We start from the raw sequence: 25142 nt of genomic DNA, 5'->3' as shown, positions 1-25142 counted from the left end.
CCGTCAGTGTGGACGAAGACGCCCTCCCGCGGAGCGGGAGGGCGTCTTCTGTGGAGAGCGGGCCGGAGGATCAGCCTCCGAGTGCGCTCAGCCAGGCCTTGCGGGCAGCGATCGCCTCGGCGGCGACGGTCGCCGCCTTCTTGTCGCCCGCGGCCTTCGCCGCCGCTTCTTCCGCTTCGAGCTTCGCGATCGCGTCCAGCAGCTGCTGGCTCATGTCGTTCGCGCGGGCCTTCGTCTCCGGATTGTTCTTCTTCCAGTCGACGTCCTCGCGGGCCTTCAGAGCCTGCTCGATGACGCGCAGCTTGTCATCCAGCGCACGCTCGCGCTCCCGAGGGAAGATCCGGCCGACCTCGTCCCACTGGCGCTGGATACGCGTCAGCAGGGCACGAGCCGCCTTGATGTTCGACTCGTCGGCGACGGCCTTCGCCTCTTCGAGGAGGGCGGTGCGGGCTTCGATCTTGGGGGCGGAGTCCGCTTCGTCGGCGGCGGCCTGGTCGGCGCGCGCCTGGTAGAGGGCGTCTCCTGCCGCCTTGAACTTCGCCCACAGGGCGTCGTCCACCTTGCGGCCGGCGCGGCCGGCTGCCTTCCAGTCGTCGAGCAGCAGGCGGTAGGCCGGGATGCCGTCGACGCCGCGGGGCGCGAGGGCTTCCGCACGCTCCACGAGGCGGGCCTTGACGTCGCGGGCCGCCTTGTGGGTCTCGTCGAGCTCTGCGAAGAAGGCGCGGCGCTGGCGATCGACCGTCGCCCTGGCGTCACGGAAGCGCTTCCAGAGCTGCTGCGAGACGGACTTCGGCAACCGGGGCCCGTTCTGCTGCTGGGACTGCCAGGCGTCGAAAAGGTCGGTCAGCTCGGTGGTGACCTGCTTCCAGTGCGCCTTGGACAGATCGCGAGCCGCGATCTCCTCGGCCTTCTCGACCAGCGCCGTACGCTCGGCGATGGCGGCGTCGAGCGCCTCCTTCGCCTGCTGCGCCTCCGCCGCGCTGGCCTCGGCGAGCGCGGTCGTGAGGGTCGCCAGACGCTCCTTCAGACCCGCGAGGTCGCCGACGGCAGCAGCATCCGTGGTCTCTTCGACCAGGTGCGCCGCCTGCGCGGACAGCTCGCCGGCGGCGGCTCCTCCGCCGGCGTGGCGCTGCTCGAGCGTGGTCACCTTGAACGCCAGATCCTCGAACTTGCGGACGAAGTAGGCCAATGCCTCTGCCGGCGTCGCGTCGGGGTACTGACCGACCACGCGCCAGGCCTCGCCCTCGCGGACCTCGACGGTGCCGTCGTCTGCGGCGCGACCCCATTCCGCGGCGCCCTCGATCGTCGGGGCGGCAGAGACGACGGGCGCGGCAGCGGCCGCCGTGGGGCGCTTCGGCGGCGTCGGGATGCGCGGCGGGGCCGGCACCGGCGGCGCGGGCACGGGGGGAGTCGGCTTCGGGGAATCGGTGGCAGACACGTTGCTCTCCTTGCGCGGTCATCCCGCGGGAGTGGGAAGGGACGGTGTTCAGCCTAGTATGCGCACGCTTTCACATTCTCGTGATCAGTTTGTGAGGAGATCGTTCGTTGCGCGTAACGCCGCCCGTCCTCTTCGCGAAACACCGGCCGCCTAGCGTCGGCGTCAGCGAGAACGGGAGGGTCCATGGACAGGACGCAGCAGCACGGGACGGAGGTCCTGGTGATCGGTGCGGGCATGGTGGCGCACCGGTTCGTGGAGAGCCTGCTGAGCGGCTCCGATGACGGGCGCAGGATCACCGTGATCGGTGATGAGGGACGCGGCCCGTACGACAGGGTCGGGCTCACCGGATTCTTCTCGGGCTCCTCCGAAGACGACCTCGCCCTGGATGCCTCGGTCATGGACGACGAGCGGGTCCGCTTCGTCGCCTCCGACCGCGTGACGAGGATCGATCGGGCGCAGCAGTCGGTGCGGACGCGCTCCGGCGCCGAGTACACCTACGAGACGCTCGTGCTCGCGACGGGATCCTACGCCGCACGCGTCGCGGTCGACGGCGCGGATCTTCCCGGATGCTTCGTCTATCGCACGCTCGACGATGTGAAGGCGCTCCGCGACTACGTCCGAGCGCGCACGGAAGCACTCGGGCGTCCGCTGCGCGGCGCCGTCATCGGCGGAGGCCTCCTCGGCCTGGAGGCGGCAGGGGCGTTGCAGGGTCTCGATGTGGAGTGCACCGTGGTGCAGTCCTCGGATCGGTTGATGTCGGCGCAGCTGGACCTCGCGGGCGGGACGATGCTGCGCAGGCTCATCGAGGCGCGCGGCATCTCCGTGCGCACGCAGACGAGGACGACCAGGCTCGATCCTGACGCATCGGGAGCCGTCGCGGCGCTGCAGTTCCAGGACGGCAGCATGCATGCCGCGGATGTCGTCGTGTTCACGGTCGGCGTGCGCCCGAGGGACGAGCTGGCACGAGCGGCCCAGTTGCCCGTGCACCCCTCCGGCGGCGTGCTCATCGATGAGCGGTGCAGGACAGCCGACCCGAGGATCGTGGCGATCGGCGAGGTCGCGAACTTCGACGGACGCTCCGTCGGTCTCGTCGCGCCAGGGTACGCCATGGCGGAAGTGGCCGCGACGCGTCTGCTCGGCGGAGACGCGACGTTCCCCGGGTATGACGAATCCGCGAAGCTCAAGCTCTCCGGCGTCGATGTCGCGAGCTTCGGCGATGCCATGGCGACCACGCCGAACGCCCTCGACGTGGTCTTCGCAGACCCGGTCTCGGGGGTCTACAAGAAGCTCGTGCTCTCCGACGACGCGAAGACGCTTCTCGGCGGGATCCTCGTCGGCGACGCGTCCGCGTACGGATCGCTGCGACCGCTCGTCGGCGCACCTCTCGGCGCGGATCCTGCGGCCTACCTCATGCCCGAGGGCGGCGTCGAGGCGCCGGCCGGAGAGCTGCCGGACGAGGCCGTGGTGTGCTCCTGCTCGAACGTGACGGCCGGCCGCATCCGCGGTGCCGTCCACGACGAGGGCTGCGCGGATGCCGGAGCGGTGAAGGCGTGCACGAAGGCGGGGGCGACCTGCGGTTCGTGCATCTTCACGGTGAAGAAGATCGTCGGTCAGGAACTCGCGAAGACGGGCCAGTCGGCCTCCAACGCGCTCTGCGAGCACTTCGATCTGTCGCGCAGGCAGCTGTTCGACGCCGTGCGCGTGTCGGGCCTCGCCACGTTCAGCGCCGTTATCGCCCGCTTCGGACGCGGGCGCGGCTGCGACGTGTGCAAGCCGGTGCTCGCCAGCATCCTCGCGGTGCTCGTCGGCGACCACGTGCTGGAGGGCGAGAACGCAGCGCTGCAGGACACCAACGACCACGTGATGGCCAACATGCAGAAGGACGGCACCTACTCGGTCGTGCCGAGGATGCCCGGCGGCGAGGTCACCCCGGCCGGCCTCATCGCGATCGGCCGCATCGCCGACGAGTACGGCCTCTACACGAAGATCACCGGCGGGCAGCGGATCGACATGTTCGGTGCGCGGCTCGAGCAGCTGCCGCTGATCTGGCAGCGTCTCGTGGACGCGGGCTTCGAGTCCGGCCAGGCGTACGGCAAGTCCCTCCGCACGGTGAAGTCCTGCGTCGGATCGACCTGGTGCCGCTACGGTGTGCTGGACGCCGTCGGTATGGCAGTGACGCTGGAACTGCGCTACCGAGGCCTGCGGGCGCCCCACAAGCTCAAGCTCGGTGTGTCCGGCTGCGCCAGGGAGTGCGCGGAGGCCCGCGGCAAGGACGTCGGCGTCATCGCGACCGAGAACGGCTGGAACATGTACGTGGGCGGCAACGGCGGGTTCTCGCCGAGACACGCCCAGCTGCTCGCCTCGGACCTCGACGACGCGGGGCTGATCGCCGCGATCGACCGGTTCTTCATGTACTACATCCGCACGGCCGACCGTCTGCAGCGGACGGCGACCTGGTGCGAGGAGCTCGAGGGCGGCATCGACGGCCTCAGGGAGGTCATCTTCGACGACAGCCTCGGCATCTGCGCGGACCTCGATGCGGCCATGGCGCTGCATGTGGAGCGCTACGAGGACGAATGGGCGGCGACGTTGCGCGATCCGGAGAAGCTGCGCCGCTTCGAGTCGTTCGTCAACGCGGCGGACACGCCGGATCCCTCGCTGGCCTATGTGCCGGAACGGGGGCAGAAGCGCCCGGCCACGGCGCAGGAGCGCGAGCAGGGAGCCGTTCTCATCGCCGGATCGCGTCTGGAGGTGCGGCGATGACCATCGCGACAGACCGGACGGCGCTGGTGCGCGTCTGTTCCCTCGCCGATCTCGAGGTCGAGCGAGGGAGGGCCGCTCTGTTCGGCACGACGCAGATCGCGCTCTTCCTGCTCGCCGACGGCACGGTGCATGCCGTGTCGAATCTCGACCCGTACAGCGGGGCCAATGTGATGTCCAGGGGGATCGTCGGCACCCGCGGCGACACGCCGACAGTGGCCTCGCCGATGCACAAGCAGGTGTTCGATCTGCGCACCGGGGCCTGCCTCGATGCCCAGGGCAAGGAACCGCTCGCTCTTCGGGTGTGGACGGTGCAGGTGCAGGACGGCGACGTCCTGCTGAAGCAGGAGGAACTGCGATGACGGTGATGCTCGGAGTCTCCCTGACCGGACGTGACGTCCTGCTCGTCGGCGGCGGTGTGGTCACGGCCAAGCGGCTGGGCCGGTTCCTCGCCGAGGGGGCGACGCCGCGCGTCGTCGCGCCGGAGCTGGATGCCGCAACCGTTGCGCTCGTCGAACGGCATGGGATCCCGTGGACGCCGCGGCGGTTCAGGGCATCCGACATCGGCGGAGCCTGGGTGGTCCACACGGCGACGGGGAGCACGAAGACCGACCTCGCCGTCGCCGCGCACTGCGAGCGCCGACGGATCCTGTGCATCAACGCCGGAGACGGCGCTCATGGCACGGCACGGTTCACGGCGCAGCTCGAGACCGGAGACGTCACGGTCGCCGTGACGAGCAGCGTCGGTGCTGACCCGCGCCGCTCCGTCGCGATCCGCGATGCGATCGGGGACCTCATCGCGACCGGCAGCCTGCCGATGCGCCGACGCAGGGCTTCCGGAATCGGACGAGTCGATCTGGTCGGCGGCGGGCCAGGACCCGCGGATCTGATGACCGTCAGGGCCCGGCGGCTCATCGCCGAGGCAGACGTCATCGTCACCGATCGTCTCGGTCCCGCTGATGAGGTCGTGCAGGGTCTCGGCCCCGATGTCGAGGTCATCGACGTGGGCAAGCAGCCAGGGCATCACCCTGTGCCTCAGGAGGAGATCAACCGGCTCATCGTCGAGCATGCGCTGCGCGGACGACGCGTCGTCCGTCTGAAGGGCGGGGACCCCTTCGTGTTCGGCCGGGGCGGTGAGGAGCTGATGGCCTGCCATGCGGCGGGCATCGCCGTGGACGTGACCCCCGGGCCGTCCAGTGCGGTCGCGGTGCCGCAGGCAGCGGGAATCCCGGTCACGCACCGCGGCACGGCCTCGGCTTTCCACGTCGTGAACGGGCAGGGGGGCATCGGCACCGCTACGCTCGAAGCCATGGCCGATCCCGCCGTCACCACCGTCGTCCTCATGGGCGTCGCAGCCCTCGCGCGCCTCGTCGCGGAAGCGCGTCGTCACGGCATCCGCGATGATCGGCCGATGGCGTTCGTGGAGAGCGGACACACGGCACAGCAGCGGACGACGCGCACGACACTGGGGAGCGCCGTCGCCGACGCGGCCGCGATCGGGCTGCGCAACCCGGCCGTCATCGTCATCGGCGATGTCACGAGGGCTGACCTCCTCCTTCCGACCGGGGTCACGGGCAGGGCCGCCCTGGCGTGACGGCACCGCGACAGCTGGATGCCGCACTGATCGGTTGCACGATCGTGATCGCGGCCGACCGGCGCGCCGCGGACCTGGCGAGCGCCTTGGAGCGCAGAGGCGGCGCCGCGTATCGGGCACCCGCGCTGAGCATCGTGCCGAACGCCGATGACGCCCAGTTGCTCGCACGTACAGAGGAACTCATCGCGCAGCCGCCGGACGTGGTGATCGTCACCACCGGTGTCGGCTTCCGGGGATGGATGGATGCCGCTCACGAGAACGGCCTCGCCGAGGAGCTCGCGGATGCCTTCGCGCAGACCCTCTTCGTGGCGCGCGGGCCGAAGGCGCACGGAGCGATCCAGCAGGCGGGATTCACGGCGGACTGGGTCGCGGAGTCGGAGACGGCTGCCGAGGTGGGGGAGTACCTGACCGGGATCGGGGTCGCGGGCAAGCGTGTCGCGGTCCAGCATCACGGTGCAGGAGCGGATGGCCTGGACGAGCTCATGACCGCGGGCGGGGCGGATGTGGTGAGCATCACCGTGTACCGCTGGGGGCCTCCGCCTGATCCGCAGCTCGTGCATCGCTCCACCGTGCAGGCGGGCTCAGGCGAGGTCGACGCGGTGCTGTTCACCTCTGCGCCAGGCGCGGCGGAGTGGATCGCCACCGCGCAGCGTGCCGGCATGCTCGACGCCGTGCGCGCCAGGGCCGCGAACGGCCGGCTGCTGCTCGCCGCCGTCGGTCCGGTCACGGCTGCTCCGCTCGACGCCGCAGGGCTCACCGTCACGCTCGCAGCGCGCGGACGTCTCGGATCCCTCGCCCGGTGCGTCATCGACCACTTCGGCGGCGGCAGCGCCCCGCGGTTGCGGACGCCGGCCGGAGACCTCGAGGTGCGCAGCGGGGGAGCCCTGCTCGACGGCTCGTTCATCCCGCTGTCCCGGGCTTCGGCCGGTGTGCTCGGCGCGCTGTTCGATGCGCAGGGCCGTGTGCTCGCGCGCGATGAGCTCGGCCGTGCCCTGCCGCGCGGCGGGGAGAACGCCCACGCGGTGGAAGTGGCCGTCGGCCGGCTCCGGGAGGCCCTTGGTTGTCCATCGGTCGTCCAGACCGTGATCAAGCGCGGGTACCGACTCGCGGTGGAGGAGAGCTCATGACCACGTTGATCGCCTGCTCGCACGGAACGGACTCCCTCGAGGGGCGACAGGCCATCGCCGACCTGGTCGATCTCGTGCGCTCGCTGCTCCCGGAGACGAAGGTCGTCCAGGCCTTCGTCGATGTGCAGCAGCCGGACATCGATTCCGTCCTGGAGGAGGAGGCGGCCCTCGACGACGTCGTCGTCGTACCCCTGCTCCTGTCTGTCGGCTTCCACACGGCGGTGGACATCGCCGAGGCGGTCTCCCGATATGCGAACGCGGTGCAGGCCGCTCCGCTGGGCACGCATCCGCTCATCGCGCAGGTCCTCGCCACCCGTCTTCGGGCCGCGGTCGGCGGCACGTGGCGCGAGGACGATCGCGTCGTCCTCGCCGCGGCAGGATCGAGCAATCCGGATGCCGTCGCCGACGTCGCCGAGGCGGCTCGCCACCTCGGCAGGATCATCCCCGCCCCCATCACCATCGGATACGCCTCCGCGGCGGAGCCTCGCATCGATGCGGCGGTGCGCGCGGCGAAGAACGGCGGTTCCGGTCGTGTGATCGCGGCCAGCCATGTGCTGGCTCCCGGGTTCTTCGCCGGTCGGGTCAGGGCCAGCGGCGCCGATGTCGTCTCCGAGCCGCTCGGCGCCGATCCCAGGATCGCCCAGGTGGTCGTCGAGCGCTTCGCCGCCGCCTGACCTCGTTCACGCAAGAGGGGCGGTGCCGGATATCCGGCACCGCCCCTCTTTCCGGTCGTCGCGCTCAGCGCGCCCCGACCGTCTCCGGCTCGCTCTCGACCGGGACCTCGTCGACGGACGTCGCCGCTGCAGGCGTGGCGACCGCGCTGATCGAGGTGGTGCGACGACGCGACGACTTCAGGGCGCGCTGCTTGGTGCGTCCGTGGGTGAGGTATAGCGGCAGGCCGACGAAGAGCAGACCGCCGACGAGGTTGCCGATCACCGTGGGGATCTCGTTCCAGATCAGATAGTCCCAGATGGTGAAGTCCGCGCCGAGCAGCAGCCCGGAGGGGAACAGGAACATGTTGACGATCGAGTGCTCGAAGCCCATGTAGAAGAAGAGCATGATCGGGAGCCACATCGCGACGATCTTGCCGATCGTCGAGTCGGAGATCATGGCGAGCACGACGCCCGTGGAGACCATCCAGTTGCAGAGCACGCCGCGGATGAACAGGGTGAGCATGCCCGCCGCCCCGTGATCCGCGTAGCCGACGGTGCGACCGTGTCCGATCTCCCCGATCGCCTGGCCGACCGCGCTGGGCTCGGTCGAGAAGCCGTATGTGAAGTAGATGGCCATCAGGACGGCGACGAGGAACGCTCCACCGAAGTTGCCGAGGAAGACCAGCCCCCAGTTGCGCATGAGGGCGCCGAAGGTCGCTCCGGGCCGGCGATCGAGCACCGCGAGAGGGCCGAGTGTGAAGACGCCGGTCAACAGGTCGTAGCCCAGCAGATAGAGCATGACGAAGCCGACGGGGAACAGGACGGCGCCGAGCAGCGGCTGCCCTGTCTGGGTGGACACGGTCACGGCGAACGCGGCGGCGATCGTGAGCAGCGCCGCGCCCATGAACGAGCGGACCAGGGTGTCCCTGGTGGACAACTGCATCTTGTATGCGCCGGCGTCGACCATGCGGGTGACGAGAACGGCTGGCTTGACGTAGGACACGGAACCTCCAGCGGGGGACGGGAGCCGTTCTGGCTCATCTTCGTCCAGCGTGGAGGAGAGGCGTTTCAGCGGGAGACCCGCGAGGTTACGTCTCTGGTGCGAATCGCGCACATGGGCGCGGAGCCGCTGTGAGAACTCAGCCTGCGGGGGTCTCGGTGGGGACGACGCTGGGCTCGGGGGTCGAGGCAGGGGTCTCGACGACCGGAGCGGTCGGCGAGGGCGTGGTCGTCTCTGTCGGCTCTGGCGCGGTCACCTGGGCGTGCACGAACTGGCTGCCGATCGCGCCGACGACGAGCAGTCCTCCGACGACGCCGACGAGGACGTTGTCCCTGACGCGCCGACGGATCCGCCCCTCATGCCAGGCGGTGCGTGCGGCGTAGACGCGGGCGCGCTCTGCCTCCGAGCGTGCGCGCTTGGCGCTGGGGGTACCACGTCCGGCCATCGTCAACCCTTCTCCGTGTGCGGAACAGCATCTGCGAGCCTACCGTCGTGAGGCTTCCCGACCGTCATCGACCGGGTGTCCACGGCGCGCATTAGCCTGGTCTCATGACTTCACCGGCCCCGCTCATGTCCGGCCAGACGCCGCTGGCCGTCCGGATGCGCCCGGTGTCGCTCGACGAGGTCGCCGGGCAGCGCCATCTGCTGCGCGCCGGTTCGCCCATCCTCGCCCTCGCGGACCCAGCGGCTGCGTCACCCGGCGCGGTGTCGATCATCCTGTGGGGTCCGCCCGGTACGGGCAAGACCACGCTCGCCCAGGCGATCGCCCGCTCCTCCGGCCGGCGTTTCGTCGAGCTCTCCGCCATCACGGCCGGTGTGAAGGACGTCAGGGAGGTCATGCAGGAGGCCGTGACCCAGCGCGATCTGTACGGGCAGACCACAATCCTCTTCCTCGACGAGATCCACCGCTTCACCAAGGCGCAGCAGGACGCTCTGCTGCCCGGTGTGGAGAACGGCTGGGTCATCCTCATCGCCGCCACGACGGAGAACCCGTCCTTCTCGGTGATCTCGCCGCTGCTGTCGCGATCGCTGCTGCTCACACTGCAGCCGCTCACCGACGACGACATCGGCGAGCTCGTCGACCGTGCCGTCGTCGATGCGCGTGGCCTCTCCGCATCGGTGAGCCTGGACGACTCGGCGCGCTCTGCACTGATCAGGCTCGCTTCCGGCGATGCGCGAAGGGCGCTCACCGGCCTCGAGGCGGCGGCGGCGGTCGCGCTGTCCGGCGTCGAGGACGCCACCGATGACGACGACGCCCAGGTCCCCGTGATCACCGATGACGACGTCGCCCAGGCCGTCGACAGGGCCCTGCTCCGCTACGACAGACAGGGCGATGAGCACTACGACGTGATCAGCGCCTTCATCAAATCGATCCGCGGATCCGATCCGGATGCGGCGCTGCATTACCTGGCGCGGATGATCGAGGCGGGGGAGGACCCGCGCTTCATCGCCAGGCGTCTGGTCATCTCGGCGGCGGAGGACATCGGTCTCGCCGACCCGCAGGGGCTCGTGATCGCGACGGCCGCGGCGGACGCCGTCGCGTTCATCGGGATGCCGGAGGGGCGTATCCCGCTCGCCGAGGCGACCGTCTATCTCGCCACCACCGCGAAGTCCAACGCCGCATATGCCGGAATCGACGCGGCCATCGCCGACATCAGGGCCGGCGGATTCGGACGCGTGCCGGTGCACCTCCGGGACGCGCACTATCCGGGAGCGAAGCGTCTCGGGCACGGCAAGGGATATCGGTACCCGCACGACAACGAGCACGGCATCGTGCCCCAGCAGTACCTGCCTGACGAGCTCCAGGGGCGTCGGTACTACAACCCGAAGGAACTGGGTGCGGAGCGCGACGTCTCGGCCAGGCTCGAGCGGATCCGCCGTATCCTCGGCGGACGCTGAACGGATCGCCGAGGCCCGGAAGGCGTCGCCTGATCGGGCGTCTGTTAGACTTGAGCGGCTCGAAACCGTGTTTTCGGGCATCCCCTCGCTCATCCCCACCTCGAACCGTGCCCCGGCGTGCACATCGAGGCAGAGCGACGGAGATACGCCCGTGCGACGTGAAAGGCACGTCCACGTCATGGAAAGGAAGAACTTCGTGGTCACGAAGTCCCAGGACCGCCGCAAGGTCCGTCTGTCCCGTGCGCTCGGCATTCCGCTGACGCCGAAGGCCGCCCGCTACCTCGAGAAGCGCCCGTATGCTCCCGGCGAGCACGGCCGCACCAAGCGCAAGGCCGACAGCGACTACGCCGTCCGTCTGCGCGAGAAGCAGCGTCTGCGTGAGCAGTACGGCATCCGCGAGAAGCAGATGCGCAACACCTTCAACGAGGCCCGTCGCCGCGATGGCCTGACCGGTGAGAACCTCGTCGAGCTCCTCGAGATGCGTCTCGACGCCCTCGTGCTCCGTGCCGGCTTCGCCCGCACCACGGCGCAGGCCCGCCAGCTCGTCGTGCACCGTCACATCCTCGTCGACGGCCAGCTCGTCGACCGTCCGTCCTTCCGCGTGAAGCCGGGCCAGCTCATCCACGTCAAGCCCAAGAGCGAGGGCACCGAGCCCTTCCAGGTGGCAGCGGCCGGTGGCCACGCCGAGGTGCTTCCCCCGGTTCCCGGCTACCTCGAGGTCGAGCTCGACAAGCTGCAGGCCCGTCTGGTCCGTCGCCCGAAGCGCGCCGAGGTCCCCGTGACCTGTGAAGTGCAGCTCGTCGTCGAGTACTACGCGGCTCGCTGACGCTTCCGAGCTCTGCGGACCTGTTCAGGTCATGGCGAGAGGCGCCGGGTCATCCCGGCGCCTCTCGTCGTATCCGGGTGCGATTCCGCATACGATGGAAGAACCGCGTCTGCGCGGCCCGAGGGCGAGGACATCGACATGAAGAAACTGCTGTGGTTCCTGATCGGCGTGATCGGTGGATTCGTCGCCGCGCACTTCATGAACAAGGACCCCCGCGGCCACGACCTGCTCGCCGAGGTGGATGCCCGCATCAGCGGCTTCACCGCGATCCTCGGCGAGGCCTACCGCGCGCAGGAAGCGCGCCTGGCCGACGAGAACTGACCGACCTCCCGGTTCCGTGCCCGCGGAGCCTTCCCCTTCACACGAGGACAGCCGTACCCCTATGAAAACTGCGGACATCGCGCAGCGCTATCTGAACTTCTTCGAGAACAACGGCCACACCATCGTGCCATCGGCATCCCTGGTGAGCGACAACCCGACCGTGATGTTCACGATCGCGGGAATGGTCCCGTTCGTCCCCTACCTCACGGGCGTCGTCCCTGCGCCGTACCCCCGTGCGGCGGACCTTCAGAAGTGCATCCGCACCAACGACATCGAAGAGGTCGGCAAGACCGCACGCCACGGCACGTTCTTCCAGATGCTGGGCAACTGGTCGTTCGGCGACTACTTCAAAGAGGGAGCGATCAGCTACGCCTGGGACCTGCTGACGCGTACCGAGGCGGACGGCGGGCTTGGTTTCGCGGAGAAGGACATCTGGGTCACGGTCTACGAGACCGACGACGAAGCGGCTCGCCTCTGGCAGAAGATCGCCGGGCTCCCCGCCGAGCGCATCCAGCGCATGGGCAAGGAGGACAACTACTGGCACACCGGCCAGCCCGGTCCTGCCGGCCCCTGCTCGGAGATCTACATCGACCGCGGGCCCGCCTACGGCCGTGACGGCGGTCCTATCGTCGACGACAACCGGTTCACCGAGATCTGGAACCTCGTCTTCATGCAGGAGCTGCTCAGCGAGGTCCGCTCCAAGGTCGACTTCGACATCGCGGGCCCGCTGCCGAAGAAGAACATCGACACCGGCATGGGTCTCGAGCGCGTCGCGATGTTCAAGCAGGGCGTCGACAACATGTACGAGACGGATCAGGTCCGCCCTGTCCTCGACCGCGCGGAGCAGATCTCCGGGCGGACCTACGGCAAGGTCCACGAGGACGACGTGCGCTTCCGCGTCATCGCCGATCACGTCCGCTCCTCGCTCATGCTGCTCTCTGACGGCGTGCGCCCGTCCAACGAGGGCCGCGGCTACATCCTGCGTCGCCTCATGCGCCGCACGGTGCGCGCCATGCGCCTGCTCGGCGTCGACGCGCCCACCTTCCCCGAGCTGTTCACCGCGTCCAAGGACGCCATGAAGAGCGCGTACCCGATCCTCGAGGCCGACTGGGACACCCTCTCGGGCGCGGCGGTCGCCGAGGAGGAGACCTTCCTGCGCACGCTGGCCCAGGGCTCGACGATCCTCGACCTCGCCCTCAGCGAGACGAAGAGCACCGGCGGCTCCACGCTCGCCGGTAATCAGGCGTTCCTCCTGCACGACACCTACGGGTTCCCGATCGACCTCACACTCGAAGTCGCCGAGGAGGCCGGCCTCTCCGTCGACCGCGGCGCTTTCGACGAGCTGATGCGCGCGCAGAAGGCACGCGCCAAGGCGGATGCCAAGAACCGTCGCCGTCAGCTCGCGGATGTGTCCGTCTACCGCGACCTCCGTGCGCTCGGCGAGACCGGTTTCGACGGGTACAGCGAGCTCGAGACGGAGTCGAGGGTGCTCGGCATCCTCGTCGACGGCCACCCGGCGCAGAGCGCGACAGAGGGCCAGGTCGCCGAGATCGTCCTCGCCGAGACCTCCCTGTACGCCGAGTCCGGCGGTCAGGTCGCCGACAAGGGCTCGATCGTCGGCTCCGGGTTCTCGCTCGACGTGCTGGACGTGCAGCGACCCGTCCCCGGCCTGATCAGTCACACCGTCGAGGTCTCGACCGGCACCGTCGCGGTGGGCGACGCCGCGCGCACCGTGGTGGACGCTGCCAATCGCCGAGCCGCCCAGCAGGCGCACTCCGCGACGCACCTCGTGCACGCCGCGCTGCGTGACACGCTCGGCAAGGGCGCGACGCAGGCGGGCTCGCTCAACCGTGCCGGCTACCTGCGCTTCGACTTCGCCTGGTCGCAGGCGCTCTCCGCAGAGACCCGCACCGAGATCGAGGAGATCGCGAACCGCGCGGTCAACGACGCGCTCGAGGTGACGACGCGCATCGTCACCCTCGATGAGGCCAAGGAGGCCGGCGCCATGGCGCTGTTCGGCGAGAAGTACGGCGACGTCGTGCGCATGGTCGACATCGGCGGCCCGTGGTCGCGGGAGCTGTGCGGCGGCACGCACGTCTCGTCGAGCTCCGAGATCGGTCTGGTGAGCATCACCGGCGAGTCGTCGGTCGGCGCCTCGAACCGACGGATCGAGGCGCTGGTCGGACAGGACGCCTTCCGCGAGCTGGCGGCCGAGCGCGCACTCGTCTCGCAGCTCGTCACGAACCTGAAGACCCCCCGGGACCAGCTCCAGGACCGCATCGCGGAGCTCGCGTCGAACCTCAAGGCCGCCGAGAAGCGGATCGCTCAGTTCGAGGCCAAGGAGCGCGAAGGACGCGTCCCGGCCATCGCGGAGGCGGCGGAGCAGGTGGGCGCGTTCCGCGTCAGCGCGCAGTCGCTCGGCGAGGTCGGCTCTGCGGACGACATCCGCGGCATCGCGCTCAGTGTGCGCGACAGGCTCGGCTCCGACGCCGCGGTCATCGCGATCGGCGGCATCGTCGCCGGTCGCCCGATCGTCGTCGTCGCGACGAACGACGCGGCGCGCGCCGCCGGGGCCAAGGCGGGCCTCCTCGCCAAGGGCGCCGCAGGTGTGCTCGGCGGCGGAGGCGGCGGACGCGACGACGTCGCGCAGGGCGGTGGCGCCGATGCGTCAGCGCTGCCCGCCGCGCTGGACGGCATCGTCGCGGCGCTGCGGAACGCGTGACCGGCTTCCGGCGCGGCATCCGTCTCGGGATCGATGTCGGCAAGGCCAGGGTCGGGGTCGCGCGCTGTGACCCCGACGGCCTGCTCGCCGTACCCGTCGAGACCGTGCCGCGCTCGGAGACGACCCTGCAGCGACTTGCCGAGCTCGCAGCGGAGTACGAGCCGATCGAATTCGTCGTCGGACTCCCCGTCAACATGCGCGGCGAGGACACCGAGTCCACGAGGGACGCGCGGGTCTTCGCCAGGGATCTCGGGCGCCGGAGCGGCGTCGCGGTGCGCCTCATCGATGAGCGGCTGAGCACGGTCAGTGCGCACAGCGCCCTTCGTGCTTCCGGACGATCCCAGAAGAACTCTCGTAGCATTGTGGATCAGGTTGCGGCGGTCGTGCTGCTGCAGCAGGCGATCGACATGGAGAAGAGCACCGGAATCCCCGCCGGAGCCGCCGTCGATCTCGATGAGGAGACCAGCTGACATGGCACAGGGAGACCTGTTCGACAATCTGCCGGACCCGTCGACCGAGCATCCGACGGTGGATCAGACGCCCGCAGCGCCCGGCTCGCGGCGTGCAGCGCGCGAGGCGGCGCAACGCGGTGCGGATGCCGGGGCGGCAGAGCCCGCGGAGTCATCCGTGCCGCATCCTGCCGACACTCCGCAGCCCGTCACCGCCGCGCAGCCCGTCGCCGCGTCTCTGCCGGCAGAGACGCCGGCGCCGTCCGGTGGATCGCTCGATGATCTCTTCGCGCCGGATGAGGAGGACGAGCGGCCCGCTGAGCGTCGTAAGCGTCGCAAGGGATGCCTCGTCGCACTCATCGTCGTTCTCGTCGTCCTCGGTGGCATCGCGGCCGGAGGCGTCTGGGTGATGAACACCTATGGTGACAGGATCAACGAGATCATGGGCTGGGGCGAGCCGAAGGACTACGAGGCAGGCGAGGCGACCGGCGAGGCGCAGGTCACCATCGTCAGCGGCGACACGGGGCGCCCGATCTCGGCTGCCCTGTTCGAGGCCGGTGTGACGAAGACCGAGGACGTCTTCTACGACATGCTCATCGACGAGGGGCTGAACCCGAACTTCCAGCCCGGCGTCTACCAGCTCCAGCAGCGGATGACCGCCGCAGCGGCGCTCGAAGCACTGGAGAATCCGGAGAACCGCCTCGAGAACACCGTGAGCATCCGCGAGGGCGGCACCATCGCTTCGTCGCTGCCCACGATCGCGGAGTCCCTCGGCCTCCCGCTGGCGGATCTCGAGGCCGCCGTCGCCGACCCCTCCGCATACGGCGTGGCCGCCGACAGCCTCGAGGGGTGGATCTTCCCGGCGATGTACACCTTCGATCCCGGTGCGACGGCCACGGATGTGATCGCCAGGATGGTCGACCGCACCAGGGAATCGCTCGCCACCGCGGGTGTGCCGGATGAGGACGCGCAGCGGGTCCTCACGATCGCCTCGATCATCCAGCGCGAGGGGCGCCTCGACGATTTCGCCAAGGTGTCCAGGGTGATCCAGAACCGTCTCGATGACGGCATGAAGCTCCAGATGGACTCGACCGCGCAGTACGGCTACGGCGAGCTGCACGCGGGGTCCGTGTCGACGAGCGAAGAGGCCCAGTACGACGACAATCCCTGGAACACCTACGTGCACGAGGGCCTCCCGGTCGGTCCGATCGCGAACCCGAGTGATGCCGCGATCGATGCGGCTATGCATCCGGTGGACGGGCCCTGGTTCTACTTCGTCACGGTGAACCCGCAGAGCGGCGAGACGATCTTCTCGGTCACCTATGAGGAGCATCTTCGCGGCGTCGAGCAGTGGCGGCAGTGGTGCCGCGACAATCCGGACGGATGCTGACGCGGTGACACCGCACCGCCTCGCGGTCTGGGGCGACCCGATCGCGCATTCGAAGTCGCCCGCGCTGCATGCGGCCGCGTACCGTGTCCTCGGGCTGGATTGGGAGTACGACCGACGACGCGTCGACGCGGACGGCTTCGGTGCCGCCCTCGACTCGCTGGACGCGTCATGGCGAGGGCTGTCGCTGACGATGCCGCTGAAGGAGGTCGCGTTCCGCGCCTCCGTCCGCCGGGACGCCCACGCAGAGCTCACCGGAGCGGTGAACACCCTGCTGCTCGGCGATGAGCCGGTCGGCTTCAACACCGATGTGGGAGGGATCCTGGACGCGCTCCGCGACGCCGCCATCACCGGGGCGTCGACGCTCCGATTGCTCGGGGTGGGAGCCACGGCGGCGTCGGCGCTGGTCGCTGCACGGGAGCTCGGTGTCGAGCACGCGGATGCCAGAGCCCGACGACCTGAGCGCGCAGCGGCGCTGCAGTGGTTGGGGGAGCGGCTTGGCATCCCCGTCGAGGTGCATCCGTTCGATGCTCCGGCCGAACCGGTGGATCTCACCGTCGCCACCCTGCCCAGCGGCACCGTGCTCGACGGTGCGCAGTCGGCGGCCTTCGCCGCAGCGGGCGGCGCGCTCTTCGACGCGGCGTATGCGCCATGGCCCTCTGCCCTCGCGGGTGCGTGGACGACTGCTCCGGTCGTCTCAGGGCTCGGGATGCTGCTGCACCAGGCGATCCGTCAGATCCGCGTGTTCGTCGGCGGAGATCCGCTCGCCGTGCTGGATCGAGAGGACGAGGTGCTGGCGGCGATGCGTGCCGCACTCGACGCCTGACGTCACACGCCCTCCGATCATGGGAGACTGGAGCAATGCTCCGCGTGCTCACGGCCGGCGAATCGCACGGCCCCGAACTCATCGCCATCATGGAGGGCCTGCCTTCCGGCGTCCCCATCTCGCCCGCGCAGATCCAGGCCGATCTGCTGCGCCGCAAGCTCGGCTACGGCCGAGGATCGCGCATGAAGTTCGAGCAGGATGAGCTCACGCTCTCCTCCGGCATCCGGCACGGCAAGACGCTCGGAAGCCCGATCGCGCTGCGCATCGGCAACACCGAATGGCCGAAGTGGACCGAGGTGATGAGCCCCGAGCCCGTCGAGCTCACCGAGAAGTCCCGCGGGCGCGGCGCGGCGCTCACCCGTCCGCGGCCGGGTCACGCCGACCTCGTCGGCATGCAGAAGTACGACTTCGACGAGGCTCGGCCGATCCTCGAGCGTGCGAGCGCGCGCGAGACGGCGGCGCGCGTCGCGCTCGGCGCCGTCGCCAGGGCCTTCCTCGGGGAGCTCGGCATCCGCCTCGTCAGCCACACGCTCTCCATCGGCCCCGTGCAGGTGCCGGATGACTCTGCGCTTCCGACGCCGGACGACGTGGACGCGCTGGACGCCGATCCGCTTCGGTGCTTCGACGCGGAGACCTCTGCGCGCATGGTGGCCGAGGTCGACGATGCGAAGAAGGACGGCGACACGCTGGGCGGGATCGTCGAGGTGCTCGCTTACGGTCTGCCCCCCGGGCTCGGGTCCCACGTGCAGTGGGATCGCCGCCTGGACGCGCGACTCGCGCAGGCGCTGATGAGCATCCAGGCGATCAAGGGCGTCGAGGTCGGCGACGGGTTCGAGACCACACGACGCCGCGGCTCCGCCGCCCACGACGAGCTCTTCGCCGCCGAGGCGGGGATCACCAGGGCATCCGATCGGGCCGGCGGCACCGAGGGCGGCATGTCCACCGGTACCGTGCTGCGCGTGCGCGCGGGGATGAAGCCGATCGCGACCGTTCCGCACTCGCTGCGCACGATCGACATCGCCACCGGTGAGACGGCCACTGCGCATCACCAGCGTTCGGATGTCTGCGCCGTGCCTGCGGCCGGTGTCGTCGCCGAGGCGATGGTAGCCATCGAGATCGCCGGTGCGGTCCTGGAGAAGTTCGGCGGAGACAGCGTGGGGGAGACCCGACGCAACCTCGAGGGCTATCTCGCCGCCATCCCTGCCGAACTGCGCACCTCCGCCGCATCGGAGGCAGGACTCGCCGTCAGCGATGTCTGACGGGCGCCCCCGTACGCTCGTGCTCGTCGGACCGATGGGCGCGGGCAAGACGAGCATCGGGCGGCGGGTCGCCAAGCTGCTGGACGTGCCCTTCATCGACACGGACCGCAGGATCGTCGCCGAGCACGGTGCGATCGCCGCGATCTTCGACGCGCATGGCGAAGCCCGCTTCCGCGAGCTGGAACGGGCGGCGGTGGCTTCGGCGATCGCCGAGGGCGGCGTCGTGTCCCTCGGAGGCGGCGCGGTCGTGACGGCTCAGACGCGGGAGCTGCTCCGCGAGCATCCCGTCGTCTTCCTCACGGTCAGCGAGGATGCGGTCGCCGAACGAATCAAGGGAGCCGCTCGGCCGCTGCTCAACTCCGACGACGAGGATCCCCTCCTGCGCTGGGCGAGGATCTTCGAGGAGCGCCGCGGCTGGTACGAGGAGGTCGCGACCGCCGTGTTCGACACGTCGCGACGTCCGATGAGCAGAATCGCACAGGAGATCGCCGACTGGCGGAGAGGGATGCCATGAGCACGACCACGATCAGCGTCACAGGGCAGGACGCCTACGACATCCAGGTGGGACGGGGCATCCTCGACGAGGTCTCGCGGGCGCTGGACCCTGCCGTCCGCAAGGTTCTCGTGGTCCATCCGCCCACGCTCGCAGCCAGGGCCGCCGAACTGCGCGACCGCCTCCTCTCCGACGCCTCCGAGGGGCCGCGTGAGGTGCTGCTCGCCGAGATCCCGGATGCCGAGCAGGGCAAGCGCATCGAGGTCGCCGCGTTCTGCTGGCAGATCATGGGCCAGGCGGACTTCACCCGCACGGACGCCGTCGTGGGTTACGGCGGGGGCGCCGTGACCGATGTCGCCGGCTTCGTGGCGGCGACCTGGCTGCGCGGCGTCCAGGTCGTGCAGGTGCCGACGACGGTCCTCGGGCTCGTGGACGCTTCCGTCGGCGGCAAGACCGGCGTGAACACGGCGGAGGGCAAGAACCTCGTCGGAGCCTTCTGGGCTCCTCGCGCGGTCATCGGCGACCTCGACGAACTCGGCAGCCTCAGCGCGCACGAGGCGACCGCAGGTTTCGCGGAGGTCGTCAAGGCCGGCTTCATCTGGGCGCCGGAGATCCTCGACATCATCGAGGCCGACCCGCAGCGCGCCGTCGACACCACGACCGCGGAGTTCCGCCGTGCCGTCGAGCTCGCCGTCGACATGAAGGCGCGTGTGGTCTCGGAGGACTTCCGCGAGGCGGGCCAGCGCGAGATCCTCAACTACGGTCACACGCTCGGGCACGCCATCGAGCACGCCGAGCGGTACCGCTGGCGACACGGCGCCGCGATCTCGGTCGGCATGCTGTTCGCCGCCGAGCTGTCGCGCCTGGCCGGGCGTCTCCCGGATGCCGCAGCGGAGCGCCACCGAAGCATCCTTGAATCCCTCGGCCTGCCGACGAGCTATCGGGCGGGGGCCTGGAACACGCTCCTGGCCACGATGCAGCGCGACAAGAAGAGCCGCGGCGGCATGCTGCGGTTCATCGTGCTGGACGACATCGCGAAGCCGACGGTGCTCCAGGCGCCGGACGAGTCCCTGCTGTTCGCCGCCTACCAGGAGGTGGGTGCCTGATACGGTGCCCGCATGGACGATCGACGGAGAACTCTCGTGTCCTGGAGCGTTCTCGGAATGCTCCTGCTGACGGGATGCGTCGGCCAGGGCGCCGATGAGGGCGGATTCGGCCTCCCCGAGCTCGATGCGCACGACGCGGCCGAGGTGTTCGTGGACGCGGGCGTCGAGCCCGTGCCCGTGGCCGGCGGCATCGTCACGCTGGACAACGGCTGCCACACCTGGTCGGGCCAGGGGAGTGCGGACGGCGCATGGGTGGTGTGGCCGTCCGATGTCGGCCTCGACCCCGAAGCGGGCGGAGCGGCGGTCCTGGCGGACGGAACGGTCGTCGACGAGGAGACCGTCCTGTCCGGTGCGGGCGCTCTCATCGAGCTCGAGCAGCTCCCCGGTGGCGGGAACCCGGATTCCTACTTCTCCTCGTTCGGAAGCTTCTGCGACGCCGGCGAGCGCGGCGTCCTCGTCCTCGCTGAGGTCTCGGCCTGAGCCGCTGCTAGAGTGCCGAACGTGACCCGCCGCATCCTCCTCTTGAACGGACCGAACCTGAACCTCCTCGGCACCAGAGAGCCGGCGGTGTACGGGACGGAGACGCTGGAGGACGTCGTGCGGATCACGACGGACGCGGCAGCCGCTGAGGGTTTCGAGCTGACGGCGCTGCAGTCCAATCATGAGGGCGTGCTCATCGACGCGATCCACGCGGCGCGCAACGAGTGCGCGGGAATCGTGATCAACCCTGGCGGTCTCACACATACCTCCGTCGCCCTCCGCGACGCACTGACGGGGGTCGCGTTGCCGTTCGCCGAGATCCACGTCTCCGACGTCTACGCCCGCGAAGAGTTCCGGCACTTCTCCTACCTGCACGACGTCGCCGCGGTGCGTGTGATCGGGGAGGGCGTGGCCGGGTACGCCACCGCCGTGCGCGGCCTGGCGGCCCTCATCCCTTAGAATCGACTGTCGGCTGCGTGCGCGCGGCCCCTCGAACCTTCGAAACGAAACGGAATACGCTCCTCATGGCATCCACCGCAGACATCAAGAACGGCGTCGTCCTCAGCATCGACGGACAGCTCTGGAGCGTCATCGAATTCCAGCACGTCAAGCCGGGCAAGGGCGGCGCCTTCGTGCGGACGAAGCTCAAGAACGTCGTCTCCGGCAAGGTCGTCGACCGCACCTACAACGCCGGCGCGAAGATCGACATCGAGAACGTCGACCGCCGCGACTTCACGTACCTGTACACCGACGGCGACGGCTTCGTCTTCATGGACGCCACGGACTACGACCAGATCACGGTCGGCGCGCCCACGGTCGGCGACGCGAAGAACTTCCTGCTGGAGAACCAGCAGGTCACCATCGCGCTGAACAACGGCAACCCGCTGTACATCGAGCTCCCGCCGTCCGTCATCCTCGAGGTCACCTACACGGAGCCCGGCCTGCAGGGCGACCGCTCGTCGGCCGGCACGAAGCCCGCGACCCTCGAGACCGGCTACGAGATCCAGGTCCCGCTGTTCATCGAGGCGGGAACGAAGGTCAAGGTCGACACCCGCACCAGCGACTACCTCGGCCGCGAGAAGTAAGGCGTGAGCGCCAGGACCAAGGCGCGCAAGCGCGCACTCGACATCCTCTTCTCCTCGGACGTCCGCGGAGACGCCATTCCCGTGACCCTCGCCGCCGAGGCGGGGAGGGCGGCGTCGGAGCCCGCCCGCGAGGCGAGCTGGATGTACGCCCGCGAGATCGTCGACGGCATCGTGGATCATCGTGGCGAGATCGACGAGCAGATCACGACGCACAGCCGTGACTGGAAGCTGGAGCGGATGCCCGCCGTCGATCGCGCGCTGCTGCGGATCGGCGTCTGGGAGATCCTCTTCAACGAGAACGTCCCGACGGCCGTGGCCATCGACGAGGCTGTCGAGCTCGCGAAGGAGTTCTCCACGGAGGACTCCGGCGCCTTCGTGCACGGCGTCCTCGCACGGGTGGCGCGCGCGAACTGAGTACGGACGCGTGTCGGACCCCGACGGCAGGATGGTCCACATGACCGCGCCCCCCGTCAGCGAACGCGCTCTGCGCGCCTTCACCGATGCGGGCGGTTATCAGCGCGGGGCCGAGTACGCACGGATCGGCATGGTCACGAGCATCGCCTGGGATGCAGGACGTTCGTCCCTGAATGCCGTCGTCCGCGGATCCGGTCGCGACAGCTATCGCTGCCGAGTGGTCTTCGGGCCGGACGGCGCGCTCGTATCGAGTTCGTGCGATTGTCCGGTTCGCGAGGCCTGCAAGCACGTCGTCGCGGCGGTGATCGTCAGCAACCGCTCCTCAAGGGTCGCCGCTGCACCTGGTACGTCGGCGCTCGGGGGCGCCGCAACCTCCACCCCGCGCTGGCGCTCGCTCATCGCACGCGCAGGACAGGGAGCGGGCTCGACGCCGCTCGCGCTCGGGATCGAGCTCCGTCGCAGAGCGACGACAGGGCGGCATCAGTGGTCGCCGAAGCCGGCGGAGTCCGCGCATCCTCGCGATCTCGTGCGTGATCCCGGTCAGGTGCTGCTGGCGGTGCGTCCGCTCCTGCGCAGCGATGCGACCGGGAACTGGATCCAGGGCGACGCCACGTGGGACACGATCCGTCGCTCACCGCTGCGGTTCGCCGCCGATCAGGTGCGCTGGTTCACCGATTTCCTGGGCATCGCGAGGGATTCGATGCTGTCCGGCACCGCCGGGGACTGGATCGTTCTGGACCACGTCGGTTCGCAGCTGCTGTGGCCCCTCCTGGACGCGGCATCGGCGGTGGGGATCCCTCTGGTCGCGACGCAGAAGCACACCGACCTCGTCCGGTTCGACAGAGCGGACGTCACAGTGCGGATCACCGGCACGGACGAGCTGGAGATCGGGGCGGACGTCACGATCGACGGTGAGCATCAGGACTCCGCCCGCATCCGTGCGATCGGGAAGAGCGGCCTCTACGCGTGGGAGGTGCGCGGGGCCAGAGTGCACCTGCAGCTGGGGCCTGCCGACATCTCGCCGATCATGATGACCCTCATGGGCGAAGGCGAAGACGTCGTCGTACCTGCGGCGGAGCGCGAGGCGTTCATCCGCGAGGCGTACCCGGCGCTCGTCCGGCAGGGCGGGCTCGTCCTCGCGGAAGGGCTCGAGCTGCCTCCGGTCGTCGCCCCCGTGGCCGTCCTCGACGTCCGGTTCGGGCGCGGCCATCGCCTCGAGTACGCGCTCGCCTGGGAGTACGAGGGATTCGGGCGATTCCCCGTCGGCGCGGGGAGCGAGCCCGTGCGCGATCCGGATGCCGAGCGCGAGATCCTCGAAGGCATCGCCAACGTCTGGTCGCAGCACAGCGCGCTGAGCTTCCGCGTGAGCGGCAGCCTGAACGACCTCGACACCGCTGAGTTCGTCGCCGAGGTGATGCCCGCGCTCGAGGCGGACGGTGTCCGCGTCGAGATCTCCGGTCGTTCGCGCTCCTATCGTGAGCTGACCGGCGTTCCCGAGATCACCGTGTCGACGGTGGAGACGACGCAGCCGGACTGGTTCGACCTCGGGGTGCTCGTCACGATCGACGGAAAGACCATCCCGTTCCAGCCGTTGTTCACCGCCCTGGCGATGCGACGCACCAAGCTCATGCTCGTCGACGGGAGCTACTTCTCCCTGGCGCACCCGGCACTCCAGCGGCTGCGCGATCTCCTCGACGAGGCGGCGGAGCTTGCGGAGTGGGAGACGGGCCCGCGGATCAGCCGCCATCAGATCGCGCTCTGGGAGGAGTTCGAAGACCTCGCCGATCAGGCGCAGCCCGCCGTGGCCTGGCGTGCGCTGGCGGAGGGACTGCGTGATGTCGCATCGGTGCCTGAGACGGCTCAGCCGGCCGGGATCGATGCCGTGCTCCGGCCCTATCAGAAGGCGGGCTTCGATTGGCTGGCCTTCCTGTGGTCGCACCGGCTCGGGGGCATCCTCGCCGATGACATGGGCCTCGGCAAGACGCTGCAGCTGCTCGCCCTCGTCCAGCACCTCGCCGAGATCGGCGAGGAACGTCCGGTCCTCGTCGTCGCGCCCACCTCCGTCCTTCTCACCTGGCAGGAGGAGGCTGCGCGTTTCGCTCCTGGGCTGCGTGTCACCGCGATCGATGCGACCTCGGTGAAACGTGGGGACTCGGTCGCAGACGCCGCCGCCGAAGCCGACCTCATCGTGACGTCGTACACCCTGCTGAGGCTGGACGAGGAGGAGTTCTCTGCGGTCGAATGGGCGGCGGTGATCCTGGACGAGGCGCAGTTCGTGAAGAACCCGGTGACCAGGGTGCACCGTGCGGTGTCGGCGTTGCGCACCGAGGTCACGATCGCTGTGACGGGTACCCCTATGGAGAACTCGCTGAGCGAGCTCTGGGCGCTGCTGCAGCTGACCGCGCCAGGTCTCTTCCCCTCGGCGAGGAGGTTCAGGCAGGAGTACATCCAGCCGATCGAGCAGGGGAAGGTCCCTGAGAACGAGGAGGGCGGGGAGTATCGTCGCCGCCGCCTCGAACGGTTGCGTCGACGCATCCGTCCGCTGATGCTCCGACGCACGAAAGAGCTCGTCGCCGCGGAGCTGCCTGCCAAGCAGGAGCAGCTCCTGCACGTCGATCTCGCCCCTGCGCATCGTGCGGTCTACGACGCCGTGCTGCAGAGGGAGCGGCAGAAGGTGCTCGGCCTGCTGCAGGATCTCGATCGCAACAGGTTCATCGTGTTCCGTTCGCTGACGCTGCTGCGGATGTTGAGCCTGGCGCCGGGACTCGTCGACGAGGCGGATGCAGGGATCGCCTCCCGCAAGCTGGAGGTCCTCGTCGAACGCGTCGAGGAGCTGCGTGCCGAGGGCCATCGCGCCCTGGTGTTCAGTCAGTTCACCTCGTTCCTCGACCTGGCCGCGCAGCGCCTCGATCGTGCAGGAATCCCCTATGCCTACCTGGACGGTTCGACACGGCGCCGCAGCGCGGTGATCGAGGGGTTCCGCTCCGGCGAGCAGCCGGTGTTCCTGATCAGCCTGAAGGCGGGCGGGTTCGGGCTGACGCTCACCGAGGCGGATTACGTCTTCCTGCTCGACCCGTGGTGGAACCCTGCCGCTGAGGCCCAGGCGGTCGACCGCACCCACAGGATCGGGCAGGACAAGCAGGTCTTCGTCTACCGGATGATCTCTACCGGGACGATCGAGGAGAAGGTGCTCGCGCTGCAGCAGCGCAAGGCTCGCCTTTTCTCGGCGGTCATGGACGATGACGAGCTCTTCGCGAGGTCGCTCACCGCCGAGGACATCCGGGGCCTGTTCGAGCCCTGACC

General features: G+C 69.5%; 23 protein-coding genes. 20 read left to right on the top strand and 3 right to left on the bottom strand.

Going from position 1 to position 25142, the window contains the following annotated elements; translation table 11 throughout:
- Window positions 1-70: 70 nt before the first annotated feature.
- A complete protein-coding gene (locus ACWGJP_RS11645) occupies window positions 71-1438 on the bottom strand; it encodes a DUF349 domain-containing protein (RefSeq protein WP_452329951.1) in 1368 nt (455 codons plus the stop codon).
- Between the two features lie 183 nt (window positions 1439-1621).
- Here ACWGJP_RS11645 and nirB point away from each other — a divergent pair, with 183 nt between their 5' ends.
- From nirB to ACWGJP_RS11620, 5 genes are read left to right on the top strand one after another with little or no spacing between them, the layout of a single operon-like run.
- On the top strand, window positions 1622-4201 hold the full coding sequence (nirB, locus tag ACWGJP_RS11640) for a nitrite reductase large subunit NirB (RefSeq protein ID WP_452329950.1): 2580 nt from the start codon (window positions 1622-1624) through the stop codon (window positions 4199-4201).
- A complete protein-coding gene (gene nirD, locus ACWGJP_RS11635; protein WP_452329949.1) occupies window positions 4198-4560 on the top strand; it encodes a nitrite reductase small subunit NirD in 363 nt (120 codons plus the stop codon). The genes nirB and nirD overlap by 4 nt, the downstream gene beginning before the upstream one ends.
- Complete coding sequence (cobA, locus tag ACWGJP_RS11630) at window positions 4557-5792, top strand: uroporphyrinogen-III C-methyltransferase (protein WP_452329948.1); 1236 nt, start codon at window positions 4557-4559, stop codon at window positions 5790-5792. Before nirD ends, cobA begins: the two co-directional genes overlap by 4 nt.
- Window positions 5789-6919: a uroporphyrinogen-III synthase gene (locus ACWGJP_RS11625; protein ID WP_452329947.1), complete on the top strand. Its 1131-nt coding sequence runs from the start codon at window positions 5789-5791 to the stop codon at window positions 6917-6919. Before cobA ends, ACWGJP_RS11625 begins: the two co-directional genes overlap by 4 nt.
- Complete coding sequence (locus tag ACWGJP_RS11620) at window positions 6916-7593, top strand: sirohydrochlorin chelatase (protein WP_452329946.1); 678 nt, start codon at window positions 6916-6918, stop codon at window positions 7591-7593. The genes ACWGJP_RS11625 and ACWGJP_RS11620 overlap by 4 nt, the downstream gene beginning before the upstream one ends.
- Before the next feature lie 64 nt (window positions 7594-7657).
- Here the strand turns inward: ACWGJP_RS11620 and ACWGJP_RS11615 are convergent, their stop codons facing one another.
- On the bottom strand, window positions 7658-8575 hold the full coding sequence (locus ACWGJP_RS11615; RefSeq protein WP_452329945.1) for a formate/nitrite transporter family protein: 918 nt from the start codon (window positions 8573-8575) through the stop codon (window positions 7658-7660).
- Window positions 8576-8711: 136 nt separating this feature from the next.
- Window positions 8712-9017, bottom strand: coding sequence for a hypothetical protein (locus ACWGJP_RS11610; protein WP_452329944.1), 306 nt, complete (start codon window positions 9015-9017; stop codon window positions 8712-8714).
- A gap of 104 nt (window positions 9018-9121) precedes the next feature.
- Between ACWGJP_RS11610 and ACWGJP_RS11605 the strand changes: the two genes are divergently transcribed.
- From ACWGJP_RS11605 to ACWGJP_RS11535, 15 genes are all read left to right on the top strand, one after another.
- Window positions 9122-10471, top strand: a complete 1350-nt coding sequence (locus tag ACWGJP_RS11605; RefSeq protein WP_452329943.1) for a replication-associated recombination protein A — start codon at window positions 9122-9124, stop codon at window positions 10469-10471.
- A 196-nt stretch (window positions 10472-10667) separates the two neighbouring features.
- Window positions 10668-11297 (top strand): 30S ribosomal protein S4, encoded by a 630-nt coding sequence (gene rpsD / locus ACWGJP_RS11600; protein WP_452329942.1) that lies wholly within the window; start codon window positions 10668-10670, stop codon window positions 11295-11297.
- Window positions 11298-11435: 138 nt separating this feature from the next.
- A complete protein-coding gene (locus ACWGJP_RS11595; RefSeq protein ID WP_452329941.1) occupies window positions 11436-11618 on the top strand; it encodes a hypothetical protein in 183 nt (60 codons plus the stop codon).
- Between the two features lie 61 nt (window positions 11619-11679).
- Window positions 11680-14340 carry an alanine--tRNA ligase gene (gene alaS / locus ACWGJP_RS11590; protein ID WP_452329940.1) on the top strand — a complete coding sequence of 887 codons (2661 nt, stop codon included), beginning with the start codon at window positions 11680-11682 and terminating at the stop codon, window positions 14338-14340.
- The gene (ruvX, locus tag ACWGJP_RS11585) at window positions 14337-14810 is read left to right on the top strand and encodes a Holliday junction resolvase RuvX (RefSeq protein WP_452329939.1); all 474 of its coding nucleotides are present in this window, start codon (window positions 14337-14339) and stop codon (window positions 14808-14810) included. Before alaS ends, ruvX begins: the two co-directional genes overlap by 4 nt.
- Before the next feature lies 1 nt (window position 14811).
- Complete coding sequence (gene mltG, locus ACWGJP_RS11580) at window positions 14812-16179, top strand: endolytic transglycosylase MltG (RefSeq protein ID WP_452329938.1); 1368 nt, start codon at window positions 14812-14814, stop codon at window positions 16177-16179.
- A 4-nt stretch (window positions 16180-16183) separates the two neighbouring features.
- Complete coding sequence (locus ACWGJP_RS11575) at window positions 16184-17002, top strand: shikimate dehydrogenase (RefSeq protein WP_452329937.1); 819 nt, start codon at window positions 16184-16186, stop codon at window positions 17000-17002.
- Between the two features lie 35 nt (window positions 17003-17037).
- On the top strand, window positions 17038-18261 hold the full coding sequence (gene aroC, locus ACWGJP_RS11570; RefSeq protein WP_452329936.1) for a chorismate synthase: 1224 nt from the start codon (window positions 17038-17040) through the stop codon (window positions 18259-18261).
- The gene (locus ACWGJP_RS11565; RefSeq protein WP_452329935.1) at window positions 18254-18775 is read left to right on the top strand and encodes a shikimate kinase; all 522 of its coding nucleotides are present in this window, start codon (window positions 18254-18256) and stop codon (window positions 18773-18775) included. The genes aroC and ACWGJP_RS11565 overlap by 8 nt, the downstream gene beginning before the upstream one ends.
- The gene (gene aroB, locus ACWGJP_RS11560) at window positions 18772-19860 is read left to right on the top strand and encodes a 3-dehydroquinate synthase (RefSeq protein WP_452329934.1); all 1089 of its coding nucleotides are present in this window, start codon (window positions 18772-18774) and stop codon (window positions 19858-19860) included. The genes ACWGJP_RS11565 and aroB overlap by 4 nt, the downstream gene beginning before the upstream one ends.
- Before the next feature lie 12 nt (window positions 19861-19872).
- Window positions 19873-20340 carry a hypothetical protein gene (locus tag ACWGJP_RS11555; protein WP_452329933.1) on the top strand — a complete coding sequence of 156 codons (468 nt, stop codon included), beginning with the start codon at window positions 19873-19875 and terminating at the stop codon, window positions 20338-20340.
- Window positions 20341-20361: 21 nt separating this feature from the next.
- On the top strand, window positions 20362-20799 hold the full coding sequence (gene aroQ, locus ACWGJP_RS11550) for a type II 3-dehydroquinate dehydratase (RefSeq protein ID WP_452329932.1): 438 nt from the start codon (window positions 20362-20364) through the stop codon (window positions 20797-20799).
- A gap of 65 nt (window positions 20800-20864) precedes the next feature.
- Window positions 20865-21425, top strand: coding sequence for an elongation factor P (gene efp, locus ACWGJP_RS11545; RefSeq protein WP_452329931.1), 561 nt, complete (start codon window positions 20865-20867; stop codon window positions 21423-21425).
- A gap of 3 nt (window positions 21426-21428) precedes the next feature.
- Complete coding sequence (gene nusB / locus ACWGJP_RS11540; RefSeq protein WP_452329930.1) at window positions 21429-21839, top strand: transcription antitermination factor NusB; 411 nt, start codon at window positions 21429-21431, stop codon at window positions 21837-21839.
- Window positions 21840-21879: 40 nt separating this feature from the next.
- On the top strand, window positions 21880-25140 hold the full coding sequence (locus tag ACWGJP_RS11535) for a DEAD/DEAH box helicase (protein WP_452329929.1): 3261 nt from the start codon (window positions 21880-21882) through the stop codon (window positions 25138-25140).
- The last annotated feature ends 2 nt before the right edge of the window (window positions 25141-25142 follow it).

The sequence above is a fragment of the Microbacterium sp. NPDC055903 genome, assembly GCF_053615555.1.
Note: the sequence above shows the minus strand (reverse complement) of the source record. Positions and strands in the feature narration are given on the sequence as shown.

Excerpts from the sequence above, each read along its gene's own strand:
- nirB (WP_452329950.1), top strand. The coding sequence starts at position 1,622 with ATGGACAGGACGCAGCAGCACGGGACGGAGGTCCTGGTGATCGGTGCG.
- nirD (WP_452329949.1), top strand. The coding sequence starts at position 4,198 with ATGACCATCGCGACAGACCGGACGGCGCTGGTGCGCGTCTGTTCCCTC.
- cobA (WP_452329948.1), top strand. The coding sequence starts at position 4,557 with ATGACGGTGATGCTCGGAGTCTCCCTGACCGGACGTGACGTCCTGCTC.
- ACWGJP_RS11620 (WP_452329946.1), top strand. The coding sequence starts at position 6,916 with ATGACCACGTTGATCGCCTGCTCGCACGGAACGGACTCCCTCGAGGGG.
- ACWGJP_RS11610 (WP_452329944.1), bottom strand. The coding sequence starts at position 9,017 with ATGGCCGGACGTGGTACCCCCAGCGCCAAGCGCGCACGCTCGGAGGCA.
- ACWGJP_RS11605 (WP_452329943.1), top strand. The coding sequence starts at position 9,122 with ATGACTTCACCGGCCCCGCTCATGTCCGGCCAGACGCCGCTGGCCGTC.
- ACWGJP_RS11595 (WP_452329941.1), top strand. The coding sequence starts at position 11,436 with ATGAAGAAACTGCTGTGGTTCCTGATCGGCGTGATCGGTGGATTCGTC.
- alaS (WP_452329940.1), top strand. The coding sequence starts at position 11,680 with ATGAAAACTGCGGACATCGCGCAGCGCTATCTGAACTTCTTCGAGAAC.
- mltG (WP_452329938.1), top strand. The coding sequence starts at position 14,812 with ATGGCACAGGGAGACCTGTTCGACAATCTGCCGGACCCGTCGACCGAG.
- aroC (WP_452329936.1), top strand. The coding sequence starts at position 17,038 with ATGCTCCGCGTGCTCACGGCCGGCGAATCGCACGGCCCCGAACTCATC.
- ACWGJP_RS11565 (WP_452329935.1), top strand. The coding sequence starts at position 18,254 with ATGTCTGACGGGCGCCCCCGTACGCTCGTGCTCGTCGGACCGATGGGC.
- aroB (WP_452329934.1), top strand. The coding sequence starts at position 18,772 with ATGAGCACGACCACGATCAGCGTCACAGGGCAGGACGCCTACGACATC.
- ACWGJP_RS11555 (WP_452329933.1), top strand. The coding sequence starts at position 19,873 with ATGGACGATCGACGGAGAACTCTCGTGTCCTGGAGCGTTCTCGGAATG.
- efp (WP_452329931.1), top strand. The coding sequence starts at position 20,865 with ATGGCATCCACCGCAGACATCAAGAACGGCGTCGTCCTCAGCATCGAC.
- ACWGJP_RS11535 (WP_452329929.1), top strand. The coding sequence starts at position 21,880 with ATGACCGCGCCCCCCGTCAGCGAACGCGCTCTGCGCGCCTTCACCGAT.